At 66.0% G+C, this 23,622-nt stretch carries 13 protein-coding genes and 2 riboswitches; of the genes, 8 read left to right on the forward strand and 5 right to left on the reverse strand.

The annotated features are described in order from the left end of the window. The 5 genes from BV95_RS18905 to BV95_RS18925 form a co-directional block, all read right to left on the reverse strand. Positions 1–3,673: beta strand repeat-containing protein (locus tag BV95_RS18905; protein ID WP_037455828.1), on the reverse strand; the 3,673-nt coding region annotated here is incomplete at its 3' end. Next, positions 3,673–5,445, reverse strand: a complete 1,773-nt coding sequence (locus BV95_RS18910) for a ShlB/FhaC/HecB family hemolysin secretion/activation protein (protein WP_037455778.1) — start codon at positions 5,443–5,445, stop codon at positions 3,673–3,675. The genes BV95_RS18910 and BV95_RS18905, both read right to left, overlap by 1 nt. A 135-nt stretch (positions 5,446–5,580) precedes the next feature. Further along, positions 5,581–6,330: a hypothetical protein gene (locus tag BV95_RS18915; protein WP_037455781.1), complete on the reverse strand. Its 750-nt coding sequence runs from the start codon at positions 6,328–6,330 to the stop codon at positions 5,581–5,583. Then, on the reverse strand, positions 6,317–8,356 hold the full coding sequence (locus BV95_RS18920; protein WP_037455782.1) for an adenylate/guanylate cyclase domain-containing protein: 2,040 nt from the start codon (positions 8,354–8,356) through the stop codon (positions 6,317–6,319). The genes BV95_RS18915 and BV95_RS18920 overlap by 14 nt, the downstream gene beginning before the upstream one ends. Before the next feature lie 5 nt (positions 8,357–8,361). Continuing rightward, positions 8,362–11,430: a CHAT domain-containing protein gene (locus BV95_RS18925; RefSeq protein WP_037455785.1), complete on the reverse strand. Its 3,069-nt coding sequence runs from the start codon at positions 11,428–11,430 to the stop codon at positions 8,362–8,364. Positions 11,431–11,797: 367 nt separating this feature from the next. On the opposite strand from BV95_RS18925, the gene BV95_RS18930 reads away from it, so the two are divergent. The 8 genes from BV95_RS18930 to bluB all read left to right on the forward strand — a co-directional run bounded on the left by BV95_RS18930 (position 11,798) and on the right by bluB (position 23,173). Continuing rightward, entirely contained in the window at positions 11,798–14,224 is a 2,427-nt protein-coding gene (locus BV95_RS18930; protein WP_037455788.1) for a TonB-dependent receptor, read from the forward strand. Positions 14,225–14,342: 118 nt separating this feature from the next. Beyond that, on the forward strand, positions 14,343–15,266 hold the full coding sequence (locus BV95_RS18935; RefSeq protein WP_037455831.1) for a formylglycine-generating enzyme family protein: 924 nt from the start codon (positions 14,343–14,345) through the stop codon (positions 15,264–15,266). 14 nt (positions 15,267–15,280) lie between these two features. Continuing rightward, positions 15,281–15,523, forward strand: coding sequence for a hypothetical protein (locus BV95_RS18940; RefSeq protein ID WP_037455791.1), 243 nt, complete (start codon positions 15,281–15,283; stop codon positions 15,521–15,523). Positions 15,524–15,614: 91 nt separating this feature from the next. Beyond that, positions 15,615–15,842: riboswitch (cobalamin riboswitch) on the forward strand. Between the two features lie 153 nt (positions 15,843–15,995). After that, a complete protein-coding gene (locus BV95_RS18945; protein WP_037455793.1) occupies positions 15,996–17,075 on the forward strand; it encodes a HoxN/HupN/NixA family nickel/cobalt transporter in 1,080 nt (359 codons plus the stop codon). Next, positions 17,072–18,112: a cobalamin biosynthesis protein CobW gene (gene cobW / locus BV95_RS18950; RefSeq protein WP_037455795.1), complete on the forward strand. Its 1,041-nt coding sequence runs from the start codon at positions 17,072–17,074 to the stop codon at positions 18,110–18,112. Before BV95_RS18945 ends, cobW begins: the two co-directional genes overlap by 4 nt. Further along, entirely contained in the window at positions 18,112–21,945 is a 3,834-nt protein-coding gene (gene cobN, locus BV95_RS18955) for a cobaltochelatase subunit CobN (RefSeq protein ID WP_037455797.1), read from the forward strand. The genes cobW and cobN overlap by 1 nt, the downstream gene beginning before the upstream one ends. Next, positions 21,942–22,547 (forward strand): cob(I)yrinic acid a,c-diamide adenosyltransferase, encoded by a 606-nt coding sequence (cobO, locus tag BV95_RS18960; RefSeq protein WP_037455799.1) that lies wholly within the window; start codon positions 21,942–21,944, stop codon positions 22,545–22,547. The genes cobN and cobO overlap by 4 nt, the downstream gene beginning before the upstream one ends. Continuing rightward, complete coding sequence (bluB, locus tag BV95_RS18965) at positions 22,544–23,173, forward strand: 5,6-dimethylbenzimidazole synthase (protein WP_409372097.1); 630 nt, start codon at positions 22,544–22,546, stop codon at positions 23,171–23,173. Before cobO ends, bluB begins: the two co-directional genes overlap by 4 nt. A 191-nt stretch (positions 23,174–23,364) precedes the next feature. Continuing rightward, a riboswitch (cobalamin riboswitch) is annotated at positions 23,365–23,578 on the forward strand. Positions 23,579–23,622 lie beyond the last annotated feature (44 nt).

The following is a 23,622-nucleotide window of genomic DNA, read 5'->3' on the forward strand; positions in this document are numbered from 1 at the left end:
CCCCCACGCCGCCCGCGCCGCCGGTCCCGCCACCGCCGCCCATGCTGCCGATGCCATCGGCGCTGACGGTCAAATTCCCGAAAACAGGGTCGACATCGACCAGCATGACCGCGCTGCCGCCCGTCCCCCTGCCGCCCGCTCCGCCGCTGCCGACGCCATAGAAGAAAATCGGATTATTATTGTTGTCGAAGCTGCTGAAGCCGTTATCGCCCGCCTGACCGCCCTGCCCGTCGGCCTTGACCACGACCGTGCCGATCGCATGGCCTTCGTTCAGATAGGAGAAGCGCGCCGTGCCGCCCAACCCATCGCCCGCCGCGCCGCCCGCGCTGTCGGTGGGGTTGACGCCACCGGCTCCACCGATGCCCTCCGCCGAAACCAGCAGCGAAGGCACGCTCAGCCTGCCCCCGGCCAGCGTCACATCCGCCGTGCCGCCGGTGCCGCCGCCGCCCGCACCGGCGCTGTAATTGCCCCCGCCGTCGACCACTACCTCCGCCCCGACGCCGCCCTTGCCCAATGCTCGCACGATGGCCGCGTCATCTACGGTGATTTGCCCGCTGCCGCCCGCGGTCATCAGCAATCCCGCGTTGCCGCCGGTCCCGGTTCCGCCGTCCGCGCCGTCCGTTTCGAAAAGGGAATAGCCCGCGCCGCCGGTCCCGCTCGCGTCGATGGTCAGCGTTGTCACCTGCAACGATCCGCCACGCGATTCCAGCAAAGCATCGCCGCCCAGCCCGCTTCCGGAGAGCGCCGCCACCGACTGCGGATCGCTCCTGCCCTCGGCTTCCCCGCCCGCGCCCAGCGCGCTGAGCGTCAGCGCTCCGACGGTCGCCGCTCCGCCGGTAATCAGGAACCCGGCCGACCCGCCTTGCCCGCTGCCCGCCTGGAACGGAATCGTCCCCCCGCCTTCGCAGGCCAGGCAGTTCACCGCCGCCGCGCCGCCGAAACCCGTCGCCCGGACATCGACCAGATCGGCGGTCAGATCGCCGCCGAAGATGTTGATATTGGCCGCGCCGCCCGTTCCGCTCCCGGCGTCGCCGCTGTTGAAGGACATGCCGTCGATCGAGGGGGCCGAATACCCCTCCGCCGAAAGGAAGAGGTTGCCGAATGTCAGGTCGGCGCTCCCCGCCGCGCCCAGGCGGCTTTCCACCGTCACCGTTCCGCCCAGCCCGTCGCCGCCGCGCCCGGCAATCCCATCGTCGGCCGCTCCGCCCCCGACGCCATTTGCCCGAAGCGAAAGATTCCCCGCCGCCGAAAAATCAGCGTCGCTGGCATAGAGCAGGATCGACCCGCCCGTCCCGTTCGAACCATTTGCGCCAGCAGCGCCGCTGCCGTCGGCATAGACGCGGCAGAGATAGTTGACGCAATCGGTCAGCGAAAAGCTGCCCCGCTGCCCGCCCGCCGCGCTGGCGAACAGCGTCACGCCGCCGCCCGTTCCGCTGCCCGCCACGTCCGGCGCATCGCCCGCCGAACCATTGGCGCTGACGTAAAGCCCGGCCGCGCTGAAGCTGCCGCCCGCCGCGCCGATGCTGATCGTCCCGCCCACGGCATCGGCCGTTCGCGGCAAGGGAAAGGTGGACCCCGAAAAGGCCGCATAGCCATAGGCGTCCGCGCTGGCGAACAAGTCCTGCGCGATGGAGAAGCTGCCCCCGTCATGTGCCGAAAGGTTGATGCGCCCGCCCCGCAGGATTCCACCCGACGCCCCGCCGCCAAAGACCTGCGATTCGGCATAGAGCGAAACGGATTCGAGGATGTCCAGCGCGCCCGTCCCGCCGACATCGATATCGATGCCGGTAGCGCCGGGGATCACCACGCCATAGCTGCCGCCGTCGGTCGCATGGCCGGGGGTGGCGCTGACGTCCGCGAACAGGCTCGTCCATTGATGCGTGCCGCTGGATATGGCCACGCCGATATTGCCGCCGGTCGCGCTGCCTGCGGTGCCGGTGCTTGCCACGCCGGCGGTCGCCTGGGCGCGGGCGTTGACGATCCCCAGATCGAGCGTGCCCGCAATCGCCGCGCCCGATGTCCCGATGATGGCGATATTGCCGCCAACGGCATCGCCGCCATCGACCGGCGGCTGCGAAACCTGAAAGGCGGTGCCCGCCGACGCGTCGAGCGAGGTGCCGCCGAAGCGCAGCGTCCCGCCTTCCGTCCCGGACGGTCCTGCGGCGGTCAGCGCCGACAGGGTGATCGCGCCGCCCGTCGCATTGCCGGAACGGTCGCTGCCGTAACCGGCATAACCCAACGCATTGGCCGTCAGGCTCGCCGCAGCGATCAGGCCGCCCGTCGCGATCAGGTTGATGGTGCCGCCGCTGGCGTCCGCGCCGATCAGCGGCGGCGCGCTGGCGCCGTCATCGCCATTGCCGTTGGCGTTCAGCGTCAGGTCGCCGCTGATGTCGATCTGCCCGTTGGTCGCCGCCGCGCCGCTGCCGCCAAAGGTCAGCAGGTCGATCCGGCCCCCGACAGCGCCCGTCCCGGCGGTCAGGCTGACGGCCATGTCGGCCGCGATCGCGCCCGACTGGTCGGCCCGGAACGTGATGCTCCGGTCGGCGGAAAGCGCGACATTGCCCATGAAACGGGTCGTGGCCGCTGGCCGGACGACGATATCGCCGGTCGCAACGCCGGTCACGTCGAACTGCCAATTGCCCGATCCGATGCTGAATCCGGCCTCCGCGCTTGCGGTGGCGTTGGGCGAGGTGACAGGATTGCCGAATCCGTCGTCACCGACATCGGAACCCGCCGACAATATGATCGCACTGCCGACAGGCGTCGCGGTGGCCGCCGCCGTATAGCCGACATCGCCCGACAACAGCATGGTCAGCGCATTATTCTTCGGCACCGCCACCATATAGATGCGCTGGGCGTTGCCGCTCCCGTTGGCGGCCGGGCCTGCGGTCACGCCGCTATGCACCACGCCGTTGGCGTCGGTCGTTCCGGCGGTGATGGATATGTCGAACAGGCCGCCGTTGATGGTGATGTCGGCGGCTTCCGCCCCGACATAGGCCGTCGCGCCGTCGACGGTCACGGTCCCCGCCTGCACCACGCGCGGCGCCACCAGCGCGACATAGCTGCCCGCGCTCAGCGCGTTGATCCGCGCACCCGCCTGCACCTCTACCGCCGCATTGCTGCCCGCCGCGCCGCGGAAGCGGATTTCGCCATTGGGGCCATAGAGGCTGACGCCGTTGGGTCCGGTCAGGTCGATATCGTTGGTGGTGAGCACCAGCGATCCCACATTGAAGACGCTTGTCGGCCCGGCAATGATGCCGCTGGGCGCATAGAACCAGATGCTGCCGCCCGGATCGGATTGCACCGTGCCGTTCAGCCCGACGATGCGCGACAAGGGCACGCCGTTGCTGTCCTGCGAAATGCGGTTCAGCACCGTGAAGGACGGTATGCTGGAACCGGCGCTGAACTGGCCGGTGCGGCCCGTCGGCAGGAAGTCGATGACTCCCGTCCCGTTGGTGTCGGTCGCCGCCCAATCGATGACCACCTGCCCGCTATTGACCGTGATGACGTCGGTCGTGGCCCCTTGCGAGACCGATGCGGAGCCGAACGCGACCGTCGGATTGCCCTGAAAGGCGGTCTGCGCGGCGGCGGGCATGGACCAGCCAAGGGCGATCACGCTGGCGCAACCGCCCAGCAGGCTTATCGTCGAACGGGTGCGGGACTTGTCCATCATTATCGCCTCCACGGCGCAAGCTGCGTGGTGATAGAGAAGAGCAGCCGCGTGCCGCCCCGTTCGGTCTGGAAACCGGCCTTGCGCAGCGGCGTCGCCAGCGTCAGGTCGATCCGGGCATGATTGTCCCAGGCGGCGCGCACGCCGCCGCCCGCCGAATAGAGCTTCTGCGGATCGAGCCCGGCGAAATTGGCGCTTTGATGCCACATCCACGCCGCGTCGAAGAAGATGAAGGGCTGGAAGGCGAAGGCCCCCGGCCCGCGCGGCGTGATCCTGCCGTAACGCAGCTCCGCCGCGACGCCGACGCCGCTGTCCCCGGTCAGGACGCCCGGATCGTAACCGCGCCCGACCGTATAATTGCCCGCGCTCATCTGCTCGTAGGAGAGCAGCACGTCGGGACTATATTGGCCCCTGGGCGCCAGCGCGAAGGCGATGTTCGGCACCGGCCGATATTCCGCCTGCGCGTTCGCCCGGACGACGAAGGCCGAAGGATCGCCGCCAAGCTGGCTGATCGGGCCGGAAGGCTGGCTCGCGCCCAGCCAGTCCATGCCCTGCCGCACCTCCACGCCGCCGCCGATCCGCCATTTGGGTTCAATCCCCGAATAGCCGGTCGTGCTGACGATGCTGTCCGGATCGACCAGTTCGCCCTCCAGCCGCAGGAACAGCACGCGCAGCCGGTCCCGCGACAGCGTGTCCTTCACCGGCCCGCTGCCGAAGCGCAGATCCTGATTGACCACATCCAGCCCGCCCGTCGCCAGCAGCGTATGCACCTGCCGCCGCGCCAGCGGATAGCTGAGCGCCGCCGTCGCGATCATCGTTTCCGACGACAGCGGCGCGCCGATGTCCGGCTTGCTCCACGCATAGGTCAGGTCGCCCGACAGGCGCAGCCCGTCGCTGCCCAGCGCCATACTGTGCCCCACCTGCAAAACCGTCTGCTCGCTGGGCTGCGCGGTGTTGAAGATGCTGAACATGGTGCTGTCGCCCAGCCCGGTCATGTCGTTGAACCGCACCCGCGCCAGCCCGCCCACGCGCCCGACGGCATTGCTGCCGAAATTCTGGATATTGACGTCCAGTTGGACCCGCTGGCGCACCACCTGCACCTCGCCCACCACTTCGCCGGGGGCCGTGCCCGCAGGGCGCAGCGCCAGCCGGACATCATAGCCGGGCAGGTCGCGGGCCAGCAGCAAATGCCGCTCCGCCTGACGCACGTTGAAGACCGGCTGACCCTTCAGCGCCTCCATATGGGCGGCGATCAGCCGTTCGCTGTTGCCCGCGTCGCCGCGCACCTCGATCGCGACCAGCCGCGCCATGAAGATGTCGAAACGGACCGTGCCGCCCTTCTCGATCCGCTGCGGCGGTACCTGCACGGCGGCCAGATAGCCCATCTGCCGCAACGCGGTGGCCGCCCGGTCGCGCACTTCGCACAGGGTGGCGATGGGCACTTCGCGCCCGGCGAATTCCCGCCAGCTATCCTCCAGCGCGGCGGAATCGACGATGCGCAGGCCATCGAATCGGACATCGGCGAAATTGACCGTGACATCGGCATAGCGCGGGTCGGCCAGCGGGCATGGCGCGCGCTCGACCCCGCCGACGACCGTCAGGCGGCTGCCCTGCCGCGCAGCTTCGTCCGTCGTCCGGCCCGGCGACAATTCCTCTCGCGTCGGCGCGCGCGGCGGCGTGACCTGCGCCATGGCGGCGACGGGCATCAGCATCGCCAGCGCCAAAGCCGAAGATCGCCCGAAACCGGAAGCCCGCACCTGCCCCTTCATCCCCATAGATGTCCCCACATCGTCCGGCGGCCTTTCCCTGGCGGCCGCCACTCCCTGTCTTTTCGGGCGCGGGCCTTTTTGGCCCGTCATCCCGATCCCCGCGACCCGCCGCCGGTTAACAGCGCATCGGCGCCGCGACAATCAATTCCGCGCCGGCCCGTCCTTCAAGGCAGCTGTCTCCACCAGCAGATCGAGCTGCGCCGCGCATTGACGCGCCAACAGGCTGGAAGCCACGCCGTCCAGCCCCGGCGGCACCGCGCCGACCAGCGCGAAGCGGACCTCCGTTGCATGCGCGCCATCGTTCAGGCGATAGGATGCCCCCTCGCGCACCGGCGCAACGGCGGGCCAGGCGGCCACCGATTCGCCCGCCGCGAAATTCGCCGTCGCCTGGACGCCCTCTCCCCCGATCCGCACAGTCGCGGCTTTCGCGGCATCGGCGCGCCACAGACGAACCGCCGCCGGATCGGCCACGCAAAGCGTCCCGGACTGCGCGACATCCACCATCCACAGATTGGGCCGACGCGGCGGCGTCACGGGCGCGTCACCCAGGCCGCCGCGCACCGCCCCGGTCCGGGCACGCCGCACCCGCTTCGTATCCAGCAGGGCGGACAAGGTAACGCTATTGGCAGGCGCGGCCCCGGCCGAAGCCGCGACGCCGAAACTCCCCGGCCCCCGCAAGGTCCGCGTACCCCTGGCATCCAGCAACGTCACCACGTCGCCCGCCTTCAACACCAGCGAACCGCCATCGGCCAGCTTGCTCCCCGGCTTGTAGGACGCGGCGGACGGCCCGGTCGCCCGAACCACCATGGTGTCGGCCCAGGCCTGCGCGCTCAGGCCCGCCGCCATCACCCCGGCCAGCGCTCCCCACGCAAAAATCCTATCCCAACCCATAAATCCCTCCGTCCCCAATATGCTCCAAACGATATAGCAGATTGGCCAGCGCCGCATCATCTGGATGAAGGTTAATCATTTCTTCAAGTCGTTCATGGACTCGATTTCGCGCTACGGCATCCTCACTATCGAGAGCCGCCAATATCCCGGCCAATTCCACCCTCTCCTCGACCGGGAAATCCGGCGCAGGCTCGAACAGGTCGACCGGCGTGGACCGTCCCCTCAGCCGCACCCGCCCCATCGGCCGCCACCAGTCCAGGCCGGACAGCCGCATCGCCTCCCGGCTGACCAGCACATTCGTCTCCAGCGCCTTGTTCGCCGCCTCCAGCCGGGACGCGGTGTTCATGCTGTCGCCCAGCGCGGTATATTGAATGCGGCCCTCTCCGCCGAAATTGCCGACGATGGCATCGCCATGGTGCAACCCGACGCGAGTCCGCCCGATCGGCGGCACGCCAGGCGGCAAGTCCTGACGAAACGCCTCCCCAGCCTGCCACATGGCATAGGCCGCCAGCGCGGCATTGCGCCCGTCATCGGGCCGCGCAATCGGCGCGCCCCAAAAAGCCACCACAGCATCGCCCACGAATTTATCGATGGTCCCACCATGGGCCAGCACCACGTCGCTCAACATGTCGAGATAGCGGTTCAGCAATTGCGCCACCATTTCCGGCGCGATGGCGTGGCTAAGCTTGGTGAACCCCTCCAGATCGGTGAACAGGGTGAAGATCTGCCGCTTCTCGCCATGCAGCGCCAGCTTCTCCGGCTCGGCGAGAATCTGGGCCGCAATGTCGCGGGGCAGATATTTGCCCAACGCCGCCTGTGCGAACCGCCGCTGCTGCGACGTCACCGCCCGCGCCGCCACGCCGATGGCGGTGAAGGCCAGCACCCATCCGAGCACCCAGCCCACGGCAGGCAAACCCTTCGTATCCCAGCCCCGCGCTTGCAACCATAGCGGCATGCCCGCAATCGCCCCGGCCTGCACCGCCAGCGCCGGGACCAGCGCATACCAGCGCAATTCCGCCAGGCTGGTCAGCCCCGCCGCGCCGACGATCAGCAGGGCCGCCAGCCAGCGCCACCCCTCCGGCACCGCAGGCAGCCGCGCCCCGTCCAGCAATTGCGCCAGCATGGTCGCATGCACTTCCAGCCCGATCATGGTCGACCGCGCCTGCCGCCCCGACAGCGGCGTTTCGAATTGGTCGATATCAACGATGTCCCCGCCGATCAGCACATGCCGCCCGCGCACCATCGGCGCCAGCGCTGACGCCATGACGGGATCGGCCAGCGTGTCGATCTGAAGACTGGGAATCACCGGCTCCTCCGACCCGTCCGGCTGACGGATCGGCAGCCGGAAACGGATTGCCCCGCGATAATCGTTGAAGGCGGGAGAGGGCTGCATCGCCAGCGTCAATAGCGGCGGCTGGCCGGGCGTCGGGATAGGCCAGCTTCGCGCCACATTGTCGGCGTCGGTTTCCAGCCGGATGCTGGCCGGACGCACCCGGTCGGTCCGCGCCTCCCGGATGAAACGGTCCAGAAATTGCTGCTGTTCGAAGATGATCTGTTCCTGATTGTCGCCCAGATTGGCGTAACCCAGCCAGACCGGCGTCCGCATGTCATGCAATGCTGACAGCAGTTCCGCATCCTCATCCTGCGGCTGATCGAACAGGATATCGATGCCGATCGACTTCGCCCCCATGGCGTCGATGTTGCGCAGAGCACGCGCCAGCAGCCCCCTGTCCAAAGGCGACCGCTTGCGCGTGGCGATCAGCGTCTGGTCGTCATAGACCACCATCAGGATGCGCTGGTCCTGCCTCACGCGCGGCGCGAAACTCGCGGCCCGCCAGTCATACAGGCCCCGCTCCGCATCGGCGGTCGGGATTTCCCGCGCCGCGCCGTCGCCCAGCGGCCGGTTCCAGTCCCACCCTGCCAGGAACAGCGCCACCAGCAGCAGCACGCCCGTCGCGGCCAGCCGCCACCGTCCCGCATCCCGCACCAGTCGCGCGCCGCGGCGCATCAGGCCCCGCGTCGGCACGGCGGTCAGCGGCGCGCGATCAGCGGACGCGCACCGTCGCCGATGATGGCGAAGCCGGACCAGTAGAAGGGATGCGACGTTTCCGGATCGTCCATCAACTTGACCTGCGCGTCCCGCAACGCCTCCGCCACGGACTGGTCCGCCTTGGCCGTGAACAGGCCGCTCATCAGCCTTTCGGTGGCGTGATAATCCTCCGGCGCGGGCCAGTGACTGGCGATGACGGCCCGGCTCCCGGCTCCGATGAAGGCGCGCACCAGACCGTCCAGCGCCCCGCCACCGCCCGAAAGCCCGGCCGCCCGCGTCGTTTCCATGCCCGCCGCGCCCGCCGTATCGCAGGCCGACAGCACGACCAGATCGGCGTTCAGCCGCAGGTCGAAAATCTCGCTGAACTGCAACAGTCCGTCCGACGGCTTGTCCGGCGCAAAACTCGTCAGCAGCGCGGGCCGCGCCGGGCATCCGGGATGCGGCGGCGTCACCAGACCGTGCGTGGCGAAATGCAGGATGCGGAATGCGTCGAGATCGCGCCGCGCCATCACGGCTTCGTCAGTGAAGGCTGCGCCGGTGATGAGTTCGCTGCCCTGCCCCCCAATGGCCTGCGCCGCCTCTCGCAATTCGGTCGCGGGGATCGGCCGGTTCCATTGCAAGGGCGACCATCCGCAATCGTCCGCTGCTCCATTGGACAGGACTCCACGGCTGGATGCCGCCAGCAACGGCCCGGCCAGCGGCGCATTGTCGCCAAAGCCGATATAGCTTTGCGCCGCGCTGGAGGGCGCAGCCGCCCGCGCATCGCGGAAAGCCCGCGCCGACAAGGCGGTGCTCACCGAATGATCGCGGCCCAGCCAATCGATGCCGCGAAAATCGAACTCGTCGCCTCCCTGCGCCACCCGCGCCTCATAGGCATCGACGCCCGCCTGCCCGGCAATCAGCAGATTGACCGGCAGTTGCAGCATCGCGCCATCGGGTTCGAAGATCAGGTGCCGCACCGCCGCCAGCCGCTGCTCAACCGGCCCGAACAGGTCGAGATAGAGGCTGCGCGCCACCGGCACGTCCAGCGCATAGGTGGTTTGCGCGCCGTTGACCTCAATGGAGATGGTCTCGCGCAGCGCGGCCACTTTCCGCGCCACGTCCGACGCGCTGACCGCCAGCCGGTATCCGGTCGCACCCGCGCCGTCGATCCACAGCGCGTAGAGCGCGTCGCCCAATTGCGCCAGCTTGTAATAACCCTCGCCGGGTTTCAGCGTGGCCTGCATCTCCGCGAGCGTCAGGCCTTGCGGGCTGACGGCTCGATATTGCGGATAGGCCGCCAATGCCGCCAGCGTCGTCGCCTGATCGGTGGCAAGCTGGTCGATGTTCGCCTGCGCCTGCGCGACGTCGGGCAGCAACGCCTCCTGCCCTTCGGCAGCCTCCCGCAACTGCGCCAGCATGATCCGTTCGCGCTCTATGTCGCGGGAGAGAGAGACGGACTGCCGGAAAAGCCGCGCCGCCTCGCCATCGCCCGCGGACAGTTCGCGGCTCAATTGCTCCAGCGTGTCGGCGGCGCCGGGCCGCAGCAGCAGTTGCGACGCCGCGAACAGATCCGCGGTCAGCTCCGGCCGGTTGGGAATTTCCTGCGCCAAGAGATTGAAATAAGGCTGAAGCTGGTTCGCCATCCCCGTCAGCGGGGCGCGGTTTTCCATGGTGGAGGCCATGATGCCGCGATAGATTTTCAGCGCATCCTCGTTGCGTCCGCGCCGGATCAGGAAGGCCCCCAGCCGCGCTCGCGCCCCGTTCAACGCCACCGTTTCGGGATATTGCGAACCCAGCAGCGTCAGCGCCTGATTCAGATTGCGCTCGGCCTGCCCATAATCGCCCTGCGCCTCATAGGTGAGCGCCATCTCGCCCAGCAATTGAGCGCGCAGACGGGCAATCGACGTGACCCGCCCGTCGCGGACGGCGACAGCGCTCGCCAGCGCCTTGGACAGCACCTCCCGCGCCGGTCCCGGCTGGCCGGACAGCCGCAGGATCGTCCCCCGCAACTGCTGCGCCTGCGCGTCGATGATCGCGGCCCGCTCGGCCGGAGCCAGCGTCGTATCCTGCCGCACGCCCAGGGCGCGGGCCTGCGATGCCGCGCTGCTCATTTCGGCGGCGACCTCCGGCGGCAGGGACACCGCGCCCTCTCCGCTGGCCACGGCGTCCATCCCGCCCGCCAGGGGACGGTCCAGAAGCGCCAGCGCGCCATCCAGATCCTGCCGGTTGATATGGTGCATCGCCTCGAAATTGCGGCGCAGGCGAAGCTGCACGGCATCGGCGGTCACAATTCCCCGCGCTTGGGCGAAGGCCGCGTCGGCCTGATCGAACAGTCCCAGATTGGAAAGTTGCAGGCCACGATTGACCAGATATTCATGCGCGCGCCCGGTCCGCTCCGCCGGGGTCAGCTTCGCAAGGTCGGGATCGCGCGCCAGCCGGTCGGTCAGGCTGTCGAAAAATTCCGCGGCCTCGGCATAATTGCCCGATGCATTGCGCCGATAGCCTTCGGCCAGCACCGTCTGTGGGTCGAGCGTCGCGGCCTGCAATCGGGCGAAGCCCGACTGATCGGAACCGACGGTCGCGATATCGACCTTGCCGGACACCGTACGTCCCGCCATGATAGACCGCAATCCCAGGTCCAGCGCGCTCGCATAGGCTGCGTGGCCCTGCGCAACATAGATTGTCTTGCCGCGCGTGACGCTCAGGATGCGGTAGGGGCCGACCGCGCCGGTGCAGTTTCGCATGACGGCCGCGCCGATGTCGGGCAGGTTGACGCCGCCCGGCGCGCCGCATTCGACCGCAGTCCTGCGCGAAGCCGCCAGCCGCGCCAGCAATGCCGCATCCTGGTCGCCGGAATTGCGCCGCAACGCGTAGATCTGCCCCACCGGTCGCGCCGCGTCCCGGCATACCAGCGTCCATGCGCGATCGAACATGGTGCGCGAAGCCGCGTCGCCGGTGGCGCTCTGCGCCTGACACAGCGCGCCGCCTTCGCCGCCTATGCGAAAGCTGTCCCTCAGCAACGGATGGTCGTCCGCCGTCCGGGCATGTACCGCCACGGACAGACTCAATGCGCCCCAACCGGCGAGCCCGCAAACCCATTTCCCAAAAGCGCTCAAAGGCTTATCCCCCAAGCCCTGCCGGATTTATCCGTGCAAGGCTCCCCTTTAGCCATGACCCGGCGCCCTCATAACGCCGGCCCATGGTGCGCGGCAAGGCGAAAGGCGCGGAACAGCGGCGGTCGGTGCTCTAATGGTCGTGCAGGGTGAGGCAAGGAAGTGACAGTTGAGTAAGATTCAATCTCTCTCACGCAATTTTCATTGCATAGCGCAAAAAACATGATCTAGATTATGGATCGGCGAATATCTTCAATGAGATAAGGTTACTTTTAACTAGCCCGAATAAGCATAACATAAAATTCACTACAGGGAGGATGGAATGAACGAATTTTCCCACCGCACGTCCGTATTGCGCCTGTCTGCATCGTGCCTTGTTCTAGCGCTGTCTGGCGTTTCCACTGGCGCATTCGCCCAGGCAACTGACAACACGGCCGATTGGTCTGGTAATGAGATCATCGTCACTGCGACCAAGCGCAATGAATCGATCCAGAATGTTCCCTTCTCCATCAACGCGCAGACCGCTGAAGCGATGCAGCGCATGGGCGCCACCTCGATCGAGGATGTGTCGCGCAGCGTCGCCGGCCTGACCGTCCAGAATCTGGGGCCGGGCCAGAGCCAGGTGTCCGTGCGCGGCGTATCGGCGGGCCAGGTCGTCCGCGACCAGCCGGGTGTCAAGGAACAGGTCGGCGTCTATCTGGACGAATCCGTCATCTCCATGTCGCTGTTCACGCCGGATTTCGACCTGTTCGACCTCGACCGCGTGGAAACGCTGCGCGGACCGCAGGGCACGCTGTTCGGTTCGGGTTCGGAGGGCGGCACCGTCCGCTACATCACCAAGCAGCCCAAGCTCGGCCAGACCGAAGGCGCGGTGGAAGGCGGCGTCAACGTCCTGAAGGGCGGCGATGTCGGCTATTCCGGCAAGGGCGCGATCAACCTGCCGCTGGGCGAGACGGCGGCGATCCGCGCCGTCGGCTATGCCGAACATTATGCCGGCTTCATCGACGCGATCGGCCCGGCCGGGGGCAAGAACGTCAATGACGGCCGCCGTTATGGTGGACGCCTCAGCCTGCTCTGGGAACCCGCGCCCGGCATCAAGCTGACCCCGCGCGTCATCTATCAGGATATCCGCACCAACGGCTTCAACCGGGAGGACAGCTATCACCTCTATTATAACGAGTTGATCAGCCCCCTCGATATCCTGCCGGAGCGCACCCAATATCTGAAGCTGCGCGAGGAATTCCGCGACAAGACCACGCTGGCGGACTTCACGGCGAACATCGATATCGGCTCCGATGTCGCGCTGACGTCGATCACCACCTATATTCACCGCGACATCCTGGTCAGCCGCGATGCGTCGGCCCTCACCGGATCGGTGTCCGTGACGCCGTTCGTCGGCCTGGGCGTCAACCCCGGCATCGCCAACCTGCCCTCCAACCTGCGCGACACGACCAAGCTCAAGCAATGGACGCAGGAATTGCGGCTTGCCTCTACTGGCGAAGGCCCGTTCCAGTGGGTGGTCGGCGGCTTCTACAGCCATGTCGACCGCGATTATAAGCAGCGGCTGCCGACCCCCGGCTATGACGCCTTCATCGATGCAGGGCGGGGCGCAGGCACATCGGCTGGGGCGGCCAACGGCTTCCCGCTCAACTCGCCTTACAATGCCGATATCCCTTACATCATCAAACAATATGCGGCTTTCGGCGAGGCAAGCTACAAGCTCGGCCAGTTCAAGCTGACCGCGGGCGGCCGCTACTATGACTTCAAGGAAGAGCGCGATTTCAAGACCGGCGGCGTTTTCCCCAATGGCGACAACCGCGTGGGCGACAAGACTGGATCGACCGGCTTCTCCCCCCGCTTCATCGCCAGCTATGAGGCCAATCGCGACCTGACCTTCAACGTCCAGGCGTCCAAGGGCTTCCGCCTGGGCGGCGTCAACGATCCGCTGAACCTGCCGCTCTGCACCGGCGGCGCGACCGGGCCGGATGCGGCGACCTACGGCAATCGCCCGACCTTCGATGACGAAACGCTCTGGAACTATGAAGCCGGAGTCAAGGCGTCGGGCGGCGGACTGACCTTCAACGCGGCGGTCTTCTACAACGACATCAAGAATCTGCAGGTCACGGCGGATGCGGGAAGCTGTTCCTCGCGCATCATCTTCAACGTGCCGAAGGCGCATACGGCAGGCCTGGAAGCAGAACTGAGCGCGCGCATCTCCCCCAATCTCGACCTGTCGCTGAGCGGCAGCTACATCGATTCGGAGATCGACAGCAACGTCACCGATGCGGGCGGCGGGATCATCGCGGGCATCCGCAAGGGCAACCGCCTGCCCACCGTCCCGAAGTTCCAGATGGCGGCGGCGGCGACCTACACGGCCGAAATCGCGGCGGAAACCGACTGGTCGTTTACCGCCAGCCTCCAGCATGTCGGCGACCGCTTTACCCAGCTTGCCGATCAGGAGCCGGGCGCGGGCAATTTCACCAATTCCATCTATTATGATCCGGCAACGGGCGCCTATGGCACCGGCGCCTTCAACTTCGGCTCCTATAAGCTGGGCGCCTATAATCTGGTGAATCTGTCGACGGGCGTAAGCTGGAACAGCGGCCTGTCGGTGACGCTCTACGTCAATAATCTGTTCGATGAGAATGCGCTCTATTCGCTGGACCGCGAACGCGGCGGGCGAGGCCGGTTGGGTTATAATATTGGTACCCCGCGCAAGATCGGCGTGACCGTCCGCAAGGACTTCTAAACGCCTGAGGGACGCCGGAAGCAGAACCGCTTCCGGCGTCCTTTTTGCACGATACCTCCGGCCGATCCGCCGCTATGGTCGCCCGATGAACGAAACCGGACATGCCCTGGCGCAAGGGATGCGCTTCATCGAAGGCGGCGTCTTCGCCATGGGATCGGACCGCTTCTATCCGGAGGAAGCGCCAGTGCGGCAGGTTCGCGTGGACGGTTTCTGGATAGACGAAACGCCCGTCACCAACCGACGGTTCGCCGAATTCGTCCAGGCCACCGGCCACCGCACCCTGGCGGAGATCGCGCCCGATCCAAAGGATTATCCCGGCATGCTCCCGGAAATGGCGCGGGCTGGTTCGCTGCTGTTCCGGCGGACGGCGATGCCCGTCGACCTGAGCGACGTCAGCCAATGGTGGCATTTCAGCTTCGGCACGGACTGGCGCCATCCCCACGGCCCCGACAGCGATCTGGACGCGCTTTGGGATCATCCGGTGGTCCATGTCGCGTTTCAGGATGCGGAAGCCTATGCCAGATGGGCGGGCAAGGCGCTGCCGACCGAAGCGGAATGGGAATTTGCGGCACGGGGCGGACTGGACGGGGCGGACTATGCCTGGGGTGGAGAGTTGGCGCCGGGCGGCGTTTGCCAGGCCAATTACTGGCAGGGCATGTTTCCTTACAGCAATCTGCTGGAGGATGGCTATGAACGGACATCTCCAGTTCGGACTTATGCGCCCAATGGTTACGGCCTTTACGACATGATCGGTAATGTCTGGGAATGGACGACCGATTGGTACGCCCAGCGCAAAATCGAACGCAAGGCGAAGGGAAGCTGCTGCATCCCCGCCAACCCACGCGGCGGCACGAAACGCGAAAGCCTGGACCCGGCCAACCGCCAAGCGCCGATGCCAAGAAAAGTTCTCAAGGGCGGTTCCCATCTCTGCGCAGCCAGCTATTGCCAGCGCTACCGCCCCGCCGCCCGCCATCCGCAGGCGGTGGACAGTTCCACCAGCCATATCGGTTTCCGCTGCATCATCCGCGAACCCGGCCGTTAAGACAGGAAGACGCCATGCTCAACATCCCCTGGGATCAGCCCGCCACCATGATCGACCTGGACGGCAAGGCGCCGATCATCGGCACGATCCGCGATTGCGCCCAGCATTTCGCGATCTTCAAACCCCATGCGAAGGAACAGGCGCGAGTTCTGCTGACCCAGCCCGTCCATCGCGAAGGCCGCAAGACGCGGACCTGGGTGCTGGAGCCGTGGGAGATCGAAAAGCTGGTCGACCGGTTGAAGGCCGAGGTTCATTGAACTGCGCGGGAAAGGGAAGACGCGCCGCTGCAACCCCTTCCCATTCCCTTCTTCACTCTCTATGCACTGCCATGAAAGCTGGCCTCGGCCGGTTTTCGCTGATCGCGCCGGTGCCCCATTGAGGGGCTTAATAGGGAATGCGGTGATGAATCCGCGGCTGTCCCTGCAACTGTAAGCGGTGAGCGAGACGCATATCGATTCTCCGGATCGCCGGGGGATCAGCCACTGGGCCGGACGCTAAATCCTGCGAGGCCTGGGAAGGCCATGCGTCGAGCGATGACCCGTGAGCCAGGAAACCTGCCTGCGTCTGGTCGCTCTTGCCCTGGCCCAGGGGATGGCCGCGGCACGGTACTCCGTCTGAGCGACGCTTACGCAGCGGGAGCTGCTGTCCGCATGCCGGGCGCAAGAGCGTCCGTCCGGCATGAAGGCGGTTCCCGTCCGGTTTCGCTGACGCCGACGGGGGATGCCCCTGATGAGTCCTGTTTCCCATGCGCCGGTCCCGCCCGGCCAATCACCCGGCCTGCTCCGCCGTCGCGCCACGGGCATGTTCGCCGCTTTGATCGCCGTCAATCTTGCGGTCTGGGTTTGGGCCTTCACCCTTTTCGCGGGCAACAGCATGATGCTGGGCACGGCGTTGCTCGCCTGGAGCCTGGGTCTGCGCCATGCCGTCGATGCCGACCATATCGCCGCAATCGACAATGTGACCCGCAAGCTGATGCAGGACGGCCAGCGTCCGCTGACGGTCGGTTTCTGGTTCGCCATCGGCCATAGCGGCATCGTCCTGATCGCCGCCGTCACCATCGCCATCGCCGCCAATGCGCTGAGCCGCGTCCAGGCGGCGGGCGCGATTGGCGGCACCGTCGCGACGATCGTGTCGGCGACCTTCCTCTTCACCATCGCGGCGATGAACCTCATCATCCTGAGATCGGTTCTGAACACTTTCAATCAGGTTCGCAGGGGCGGGTCTTATGTCGATGAAGATATGGATATTCTTCTCGGCAATCGCGGCTTCCTTGCCCGCATCTTCCGCCCGCTTTTCCGGCTGGTGACGCGAAGCTGGCACATGGCTCCGCTTGGTTTCCTCTTCGGCCTCGGCTTCGACACCGCGACGGAGGTCGCCATTCTCGGCCTGTCCGCCGGGCAGGCGGCCAGCGGTCTTTCCATCTCCACCGTCCTCATCTTCCCGCTGTTGTTCGCGACGGGCATGGCGTTGATCGACACGGCGGACGGCGCGCTGATGATGGGCGCCTATCAATGGGCCTTCGTGAAACCGATCCGGAAACTCTACTACAACATCACCATCACGCTCGTCTCGGCACTGGTCGCCCTTCTCATCGGCGGGATCGAGGCGGCGGCGCTGCTGGGCGAAAAGCTCGGCCTGACGGGCGGGGTCTGGACCCTGGCCGCCGATCTTGGCGAGCATTTCAATAGCCTCGGTTTCATCATCATCGGCCTGTTCGCCGCCTGCTGGCTGGCGAGTTGGCTCATCTATCGCTGGAAAGGCTTCGACGAGATCGAAGTCGCTCTCGAACCCCAAGGAAATCCCGCATGAAGAAGATACCCGCTACCGTCATCACCGGCTTCCTGGGCGCCGGAAAGACGACGCTGATCCGCCACCTTATCGAAAATGCGGGCGGCCGACGCCTTGCCCTCATCATCAACGAATTCGGGGATGTTGGCGTCGACGGCGCGCTGGTGCAGGGCTGCGGCGACGAAGCCTGCCCGGACGAGGACATCATCGAACTGGCGAACGGGTGCATCTGCTGCACCGTCGCGGACGATTTCCTGCCGACCATGCAGCGCCTGCTCGACCGCCCGACGCCGCCCGACCATATCATCATCGAAACGTCGGGCCTCGCCCTGCCCAAGCCGCTGGTGAAGGCCTTCCAATGGCCTGATATCCGCACCCGCGCCACGGTCGACGGCGTGATCGCGCTGATCGACGCCGACGCGTTGGCGGCGGGCCGCTTCGCTCATGACGAAGCCGCGCTCGCCGCCGCCCGCGCTGCCGATCCGACGCTGGATCATGACAGCCCGTTGGAGGAACTGTTCGAGGATCAGCTTGCCTGCGCCGACCTGGTGCTGCTCAACAAGACCGATCTGGTGGACGTCGACACCCTCGCCACCCTCGAACGCGATCTGGCGGGGGAAACCCGTCCTGGCGTCAGCATCATCCGCACGGCGAAGGGCGAAATCGACCCGGCCATTCTGCTGGGCATCGACGCGGGCGTGGAGGATCAGATCGACGCCCGCCCCTCCCATCACGACAATGAGGAGGACCATGACCATGACGATTTCGAGAGTTTCATCGTAGATGTGGGCGAAGTGGACAGCCCCGAACCTCTGCTGGCGGCCTTGGCCGAAACCATAGCCGCGCATGATCTGTTGCGGGTGAAGGGCTTTCTCGCGGTCAGGGGCCGTCCCGCCCGCCTCGTGGTCCAGGCCGTAGGACCGCGCATCCAGCATCATTACGACCGCCAATGGCAGGCGGACGAGCAGCGCGCCTCCCGCCTCGTCGTGATCGGCCAGACCGGCCTCGACCGCGCCGCCATAGAGGCCACGCTCAAGGCGCAGACGGTTCCCGCCTGATGCATTTGCTGACCGCCACGCCCGGCACCGTCTCCAATGGCGACGAAGCGATCGACCTCGGCCAGTCGCCGGGTGACATCGTGCTGCTGACCGTGGCGGACAGCGAACTCGCCTGCTTCGCCAGCGCCGCCGCCGTGCTGGGCGAGGCAGGCCCCAAAATCCGCCTCGCCAATCTCCTCCAGCTCAAACATCCCTATTCGGTCGACCTCTATGTTGAAAAGGTGATCGCCCACGCCAAATTCGTCTGCGTAATCCTTTTAGGGGGTAAGAGCTATTGGTCCTATGGCATTGATGAAATTGCAAATATTTCCCGTAAAAAGGGTATCGCTTTTGCCGCCATAGCCGACGGCCGCGAAGACGATCCCGACCTTCGCGCCGCCTCGACCCTGCCTGTGGAAAGCTGCGACCGGCTACGCGACTATCTTCGTCAGGGCGGTATTCCCAACGCCGTCGCCTTCCTGAAGACCGCCGCCCGTCTGGCCGGTTTCGATGCGGGCGTCCCCGACGCCCCGGTACCCGTGGCCGATGCGGGCCTCTACCTCCCCGTCATTGACCGTCCTACGCTGGAACAGGTGAAATTCCGCTGGAAAGCAGACCAGCCCACGGCCCTGTTCCTTTTCTATCGCGCCCTGTTGATCGCCGGGACGCTCGAAGCGGTGGATGCGATGATCGCCGGTCTGGAAGCGGCGGGCCTCAACGTCCTTCCCGTCCACGTCCGGGCGCTGCGCGAACCCTTCGCCAGGGATTTCCTTCACAGCCTGATGGGCGAGGCCCCGCCGGATGTGATCCTCAACGCCACGGCCTTCGCCGCCAGCGCGCCGGGGGAACCGCGCACGCCATCGATCCTTGAACAGGCGGATTGCCCGATCCTCCAGACCATCTTCGCCAGCGCGGAACAAGGCGCCTGGGAGGAAAGCGCACGCGGTCTCGGCCCCCGCGACCTGGCCATGCACATCGCGCTTCCCGAAGTGGACGGCCGCCTCTTCACCCGCGCCGTCGCCTTCAAGGCCTCGACGCGCTTCGACCAGCGCACTGAATGCGACATCATCGTTCCGCGGATATTGGCGGATCGTGTCAACTTCGTATCACAACTTACTAAAAATTGGGCAAAACTCCGGAAAAAACCGGTTGCTGATCGCCGCATCGCCCTGATCCTCGCCAATTATCCCAATAAGAATGGCCGCATCGGCAACGGCGTCGGCCTCGACACCCCCGCCAGCGCCGCCGCGATCCTGAGCGCCTTAAAGGAATCCGGCTATACCACCGCCGACGCGCCGACCGACGGCGCTGCCCTGATGCGTCACCTGACCGCCGGCACCACAAACGCCCTGATCGACCCTCCCCTTTCTCCGTTCGAGCTGAGCCTGTCGAAGACATCTCCTTCCCTGTCTCTTGCCGATTACCACGCCGCCTTCTCCACCCTGCCCGACAGCGCCCGGCAAGCCATCGCTACCCGCTGGGGCCATCCCGAAGTCGACCCTTTTTTCCGAGACGGCGCTTTCCGCCTGCCCGTCCACCGCTTCGGCAACGTCGCCGTAGCGGTCCAGCCCTCTCGCGGCTATCATATCGATCCGAAGAGCAGCTATCACGACCCGGCCCTGCCGCCGCCGCACGCCTATCTCGCCTTCCACGTCTGGCTGGCGCGGGAGTTCGGCGCGCATGCCGTCGTCCATGTCGGCAAGCACGGCAATCTCGAATGGCTTCCCGGCAAGGCCATCGCGCTGTCGGAAAGCTGCTTCCCCGAAATATGCGCCGGGCCGATCCCGCAAATCTATCCCTTCATCGTCAACGATCCCGGCGAAGGCACCCAGGCCAAGCGCCGCATCGGCGCCTGCATCATCGACCATCTGACGCCCCCGCTGACCCGCGCGGACACCTATGGCCCGCTGAAAGAATTGGAGGCGCTGGTCGACGAATATTATCTCGCCGCCGGCATGGACCCGCGTCGGCTCGAAACGCTGCGCAAGGACATTCTGGCCCTCGCCGCATCGCAAGGATTGGACAAGGATGCAGGCGCGCAAGGAAGCGGAGATGATGCCTTAGCAGCGATCGATAACTATCTGTGTGATCTTAAGGAAATGCAGATTCGCAACGGCCTGCATGTCTTCACCCGAAGCCCGGAAGGCGCTCTCCGCCGTGACCTGCTCATTGCCCTTGCCCGCTGTCCCAGAGGGATGGACGATGAGGGTCAGCAATCACTGTTGCGCGCCTTGGCGGATGATCTGGAGTTGGGTTTCGATCCGCTCGATTGCATCATGGGGACGCCCTGGGCTGGCCCGCGTCCGGAAGCGCTCCAGCACGCCACCTCTGCCCCCTGGCGTACCACCGGCGATACGGTGGAACGGCTGGAACTTTACGCCATTGAATTGATGGACGGTCAATCCCGCGAAAGCGAGAACCCATCTGCCATAAGTAGTCCCAAGCGAAACGTTCAGGAGATGGATCCCCGCCTTTGCGGGGATGACGACTGGGCATTAAAAAGAACCACAGCGGTTCTCACCGTGATCGAGCAAGACCTCGCGCCCCGCGTGGACGCCTGCGGAGAGGCCGAGAAAAGCGCGCTCCTCAAAGCCCTCAACGGTAATTTCGTCCCTCCTGGCCCATCCGGAGCGCCGACCAGAGGCCGCCCGGACGTCCTCCCCACCGGCCGCAACTTTTATTCGGTCGACACCCGCGCCGTCCCCACCGTCGCCGCCTGGAACCTCGGCCAGCGCTCCGCCGACCTCATCGTGCAGGATTATCTCCAGCGGGAGGGCGACTATCCCCGCGCCATCGCCCTGTCCGCCTGGGGCACCGCCAATATGCGCACCGGCGGCGACGATATCGCCCAGGCGCTCGCCCTGATGGGCGTCCGCCCGCGGTGGGACTGGGCTTCCGGCCGGGTCATCGGCTTCGAGGTCATGAAGATCGCGGAATTGAACCGCCCCCGCGTCGACGTCACCTTCCGCGTCTCCGGCTTCTTCCGAGACGCTTTTCCCGAACAGATCGACCTGCTCGACAGCGCCGCCCGCGCCGTCATGGCGCTGGACGAGCCGGAGGAGGAGAATCCCGCCGCCGCCCGCCACCGCGCCGAAACCGCCGCCCTGATTGCCGAGGGCATCCCCGAAAAGGCCGCCCGGCGCCGCGCAGGCGCCCGCGTCTTCGGCTCGAAGCCCGGAGCCTATGGTGCGGGCCTTCAGGCGATGATCGACGAGAAAATCTGGCACGACCGCGCCGACCTCGCCAATGTCTATCTCGACTGGGGCAGCTACGCCTATGGCGGCGGCGTGGAGGGCGATGCCGAACGCAGCCTCTTCGCAGAACGGCTGATCCAGACCGACGCCCTGATCCAGAACCAGGACAATCGTGAGCATGACCTTCTCGACAGCGACGATTATTACCAGTTCGAGGGCGGGATAGCCGCCGCTGTCGAGCATCTCTCCGGCAAAAAACCGCTCAGTTATCATAATGACCACAGCCGCCCCGAACGCCCGGTCATCCGAATGCTGGAGGATGAGATCGGCCGCATCGTCCGCGCCCGCGTCACCAACCCCAAATGGATCGCAGGCGTGATGCGCCACGGCTACAAGGGCGCGTTCGAGATTGCTGCCTCGGTCGATTATCTCTTCGCCTTCGCCGCCACCACCCATGCGGTGAAGGACCATCATTTCGATGCCGTCCACGCCGCCTTCATCGAGGATGAGGCGGTCCGTGCCTTCATGGCGGAAGCCAATCCCGCCGCCCTGCGCGAAACCGCCGCCCGCCTCCACGAAGCGCTGGACCGCCGCCTGTGGAAACCCAGATCGAACAGCGCCGCCATGCTGCTCGCCCAACTCAAGGATGCCCAAAAATGATCGAACGCACGCCCGAACAGCATAGCGAAAAGATGAAAAAGAAACAGGCCGCCCATGACAAGATCATGGCGACCAAGACCCAGGAAAAGGGCCTGCTGATCGTCCACACCGGCAAGGGCAAGGGCAAGACGACCGCCGCACTGGGCATGGTCGTCCGCGCCATCGGCCATGGCAAAAAGGTCGGCGTCGTCCAGTTCGTGAAGGGCGCCATGACGACGGGAGAAAAAACCGTCTTCGACGCGTTTCCCCACAATGTCGAATTCAAGGCCATGGGCGAAGGCTTCACCTGGAACACGCAGGACCGCACCCGCGACATCGCCCTCGCCCGCGAAGCATGGCACGAAGTAAAGCGGATGATTGCCGACCCGGCCTATGATATGGTGCTGGCAGATGAGCTTAATATCGTCCTGCGCTACGATTATCTGCCGGTTGAAGAGGTGTTGGAAGCCGTGACTGCCAGAAGCGCGATGAAGCATGTCCTCATCACCGGCCGCAACGCGCCCGACGCGCTGATCGAGGCGGCCGATCTCGTCACCGAAATGACCCTCGTCAAACATCCCTTCCGCAGCGGCGTGAAGGCACAGCCGGGAATCGAATTCTGACACGCACCGCATTCGACATCGCCGCCTTCGAGGAACTGGTTCATCTTCGCCGCGACGTGCGCCATTTCTTGACCGATGCCTTGGACGAGCAGGAGGTGGAGCAACTGCTCGCCCTTGCCCATAGCGCGCCCTCGGTCGGACTGTCGCAGCCTTGGCGCTTCGTCCGGATCATGACGCCCGCCTTGCGCGAACAACTCGCGACCCATGTGGATGCGCAGATCGTCAAGGCCGGGCAGATCTACAAGGGAGATGAAGACAAGCTCTACCGCAGCCTGAAACTGCACGGCCTACGCGAGGCGCCGGTGCTGTTCGCCGTCTATTGCGACGAAGGCACCGAAACCGGCCATAAGCTGGGCGCGATCACCATGCCGGAAGCGCGCCGCTATAGCTGCGTGATGGCGATCCACACCATTTGGCTTGCCGCCCGCACGCGGGGCATCGGCATGGGCTGGATATCGATACTGGACCGCCCCACGGTCGACGCGATGCTGGAGATTCCTGAAAACTGGCGTTGCCTGGGGCTGCTGTGCCTGGGCTATCCGGTCAGCGAGGAAGCGACCCCGGAACTGGAACGGCGCGGCTGGGAGCATCGGACGGACTGGCATTCAACCATAGTCAGCCGCTAACAATCCCCCTCCCGTAAACGGGAGGGGCTAGGGATGGGCGCGAGCGAAGCGACCCTCTGCGCTATCAAGGAAAGAACGCCGCTGGTGCGGCGACCCACCCCCGGCCCCTCCCGCCTGCGGGAGGGGAGTGAAGGCCACTTCCCTTTCCCAAACTCTGCGCGTATGAACCGCATCCGGAACGGGCATCCGCCCGCTCCATCGATCGCGTCGGTGCCCCGCAAGGGGCTTAAATGGGAACGCGGTGCGGGAGGCGACTCCCTAATCCGCGGCTGTCCCTGCAACTGTGAGCGGCGAGCAAGGCAAGGACCGGCCCCAAAAGGGCCAGCCACTGGAGCGATCCGGGAAGGCCCCTGCCAAGGCTATGACCCGCAAGCCAGGAGACCTGCCGAACGCAAAGGTCGCTCTAGCCATGGTCCAGGGGATGGTCACGGCTCGGTTTTCCGCACGAG

Source organism: Sphingobium chlorophenolicum (genome assembly GCF_000722875.1).
Lineage (GTDB): Bacteria > Pseudomonadota > Alphaproteobacteria > Sphingomonadales > Sphingomonadaceae > Sphingobium > Sphingobium chlorophenolicum.

Excerpts from the sequence above, each read along its gene's own strand:
- BV95_RS18910 (WP_037455778.1), bottom strand. The coding sequence starts at position 5,445 with ATGGGGATGAAGGGGCAGGTGCGGGCTTCCGGTTTCGGGCGATCTTCG.
- BV95_RS18915 (WP_037455781.1), bottom strand. The coding sequence starts at position 6,330 with ATGGGTTGGGATAGGATTTTTGCGTGGGGAGCGCTGGCCGGGGTGATG.
- BV95_RS18930 (WP_037455788.1), top strand. The coding sequence starts at position 11,798 with ATGAACGAATTTTCCCACCGCACGTCCGTATTGCGCCTGTCTGCATCG.
- BV95_RS18935 (WP_037455831.1), top strand. The coding sequence starts at position 14,343 with ATGCGCTTCATCGAAGGCGGCGTCTTCGCCATGGGATCGGACCGCTTC.
- BV95_RS18940 (WP_037455791.1), top strand. The coding sequence starts at position 15,281 with ATGCTCAACATCCCCTGGGATCAGCCCGCCACCATGATCGACCTGGAC.
- BV95_RS18945 (WP_037455793.1), top strand. The coding sequence starts at position 15,996 with ATGAGTCCTGTTTCCCATGCGCCGGTCCCGCCCGGCCAATCACCCGGC.
- cobW (WP_037455795.1), top strand. The coding sequence starts at position 17,072 with ATGAAGAAGATACCCGCTACCGTCATCACCGGCTTCCTGGGCGCCGGA.
- cobN (WP_037455797.1), top strand. The coding sequence starts at position 18,112 with ATGCATTTGCTGACCGCCACGCCCGGCACCGTCTCCAATGGCGACGAA.
- cobO (WP_037455799.1), top strand. The coding sequence starts at position 21,942 with ATGATCGAACGCACGCCCGAACAGCATAGCGAAAAGATGAAAAAGAAA.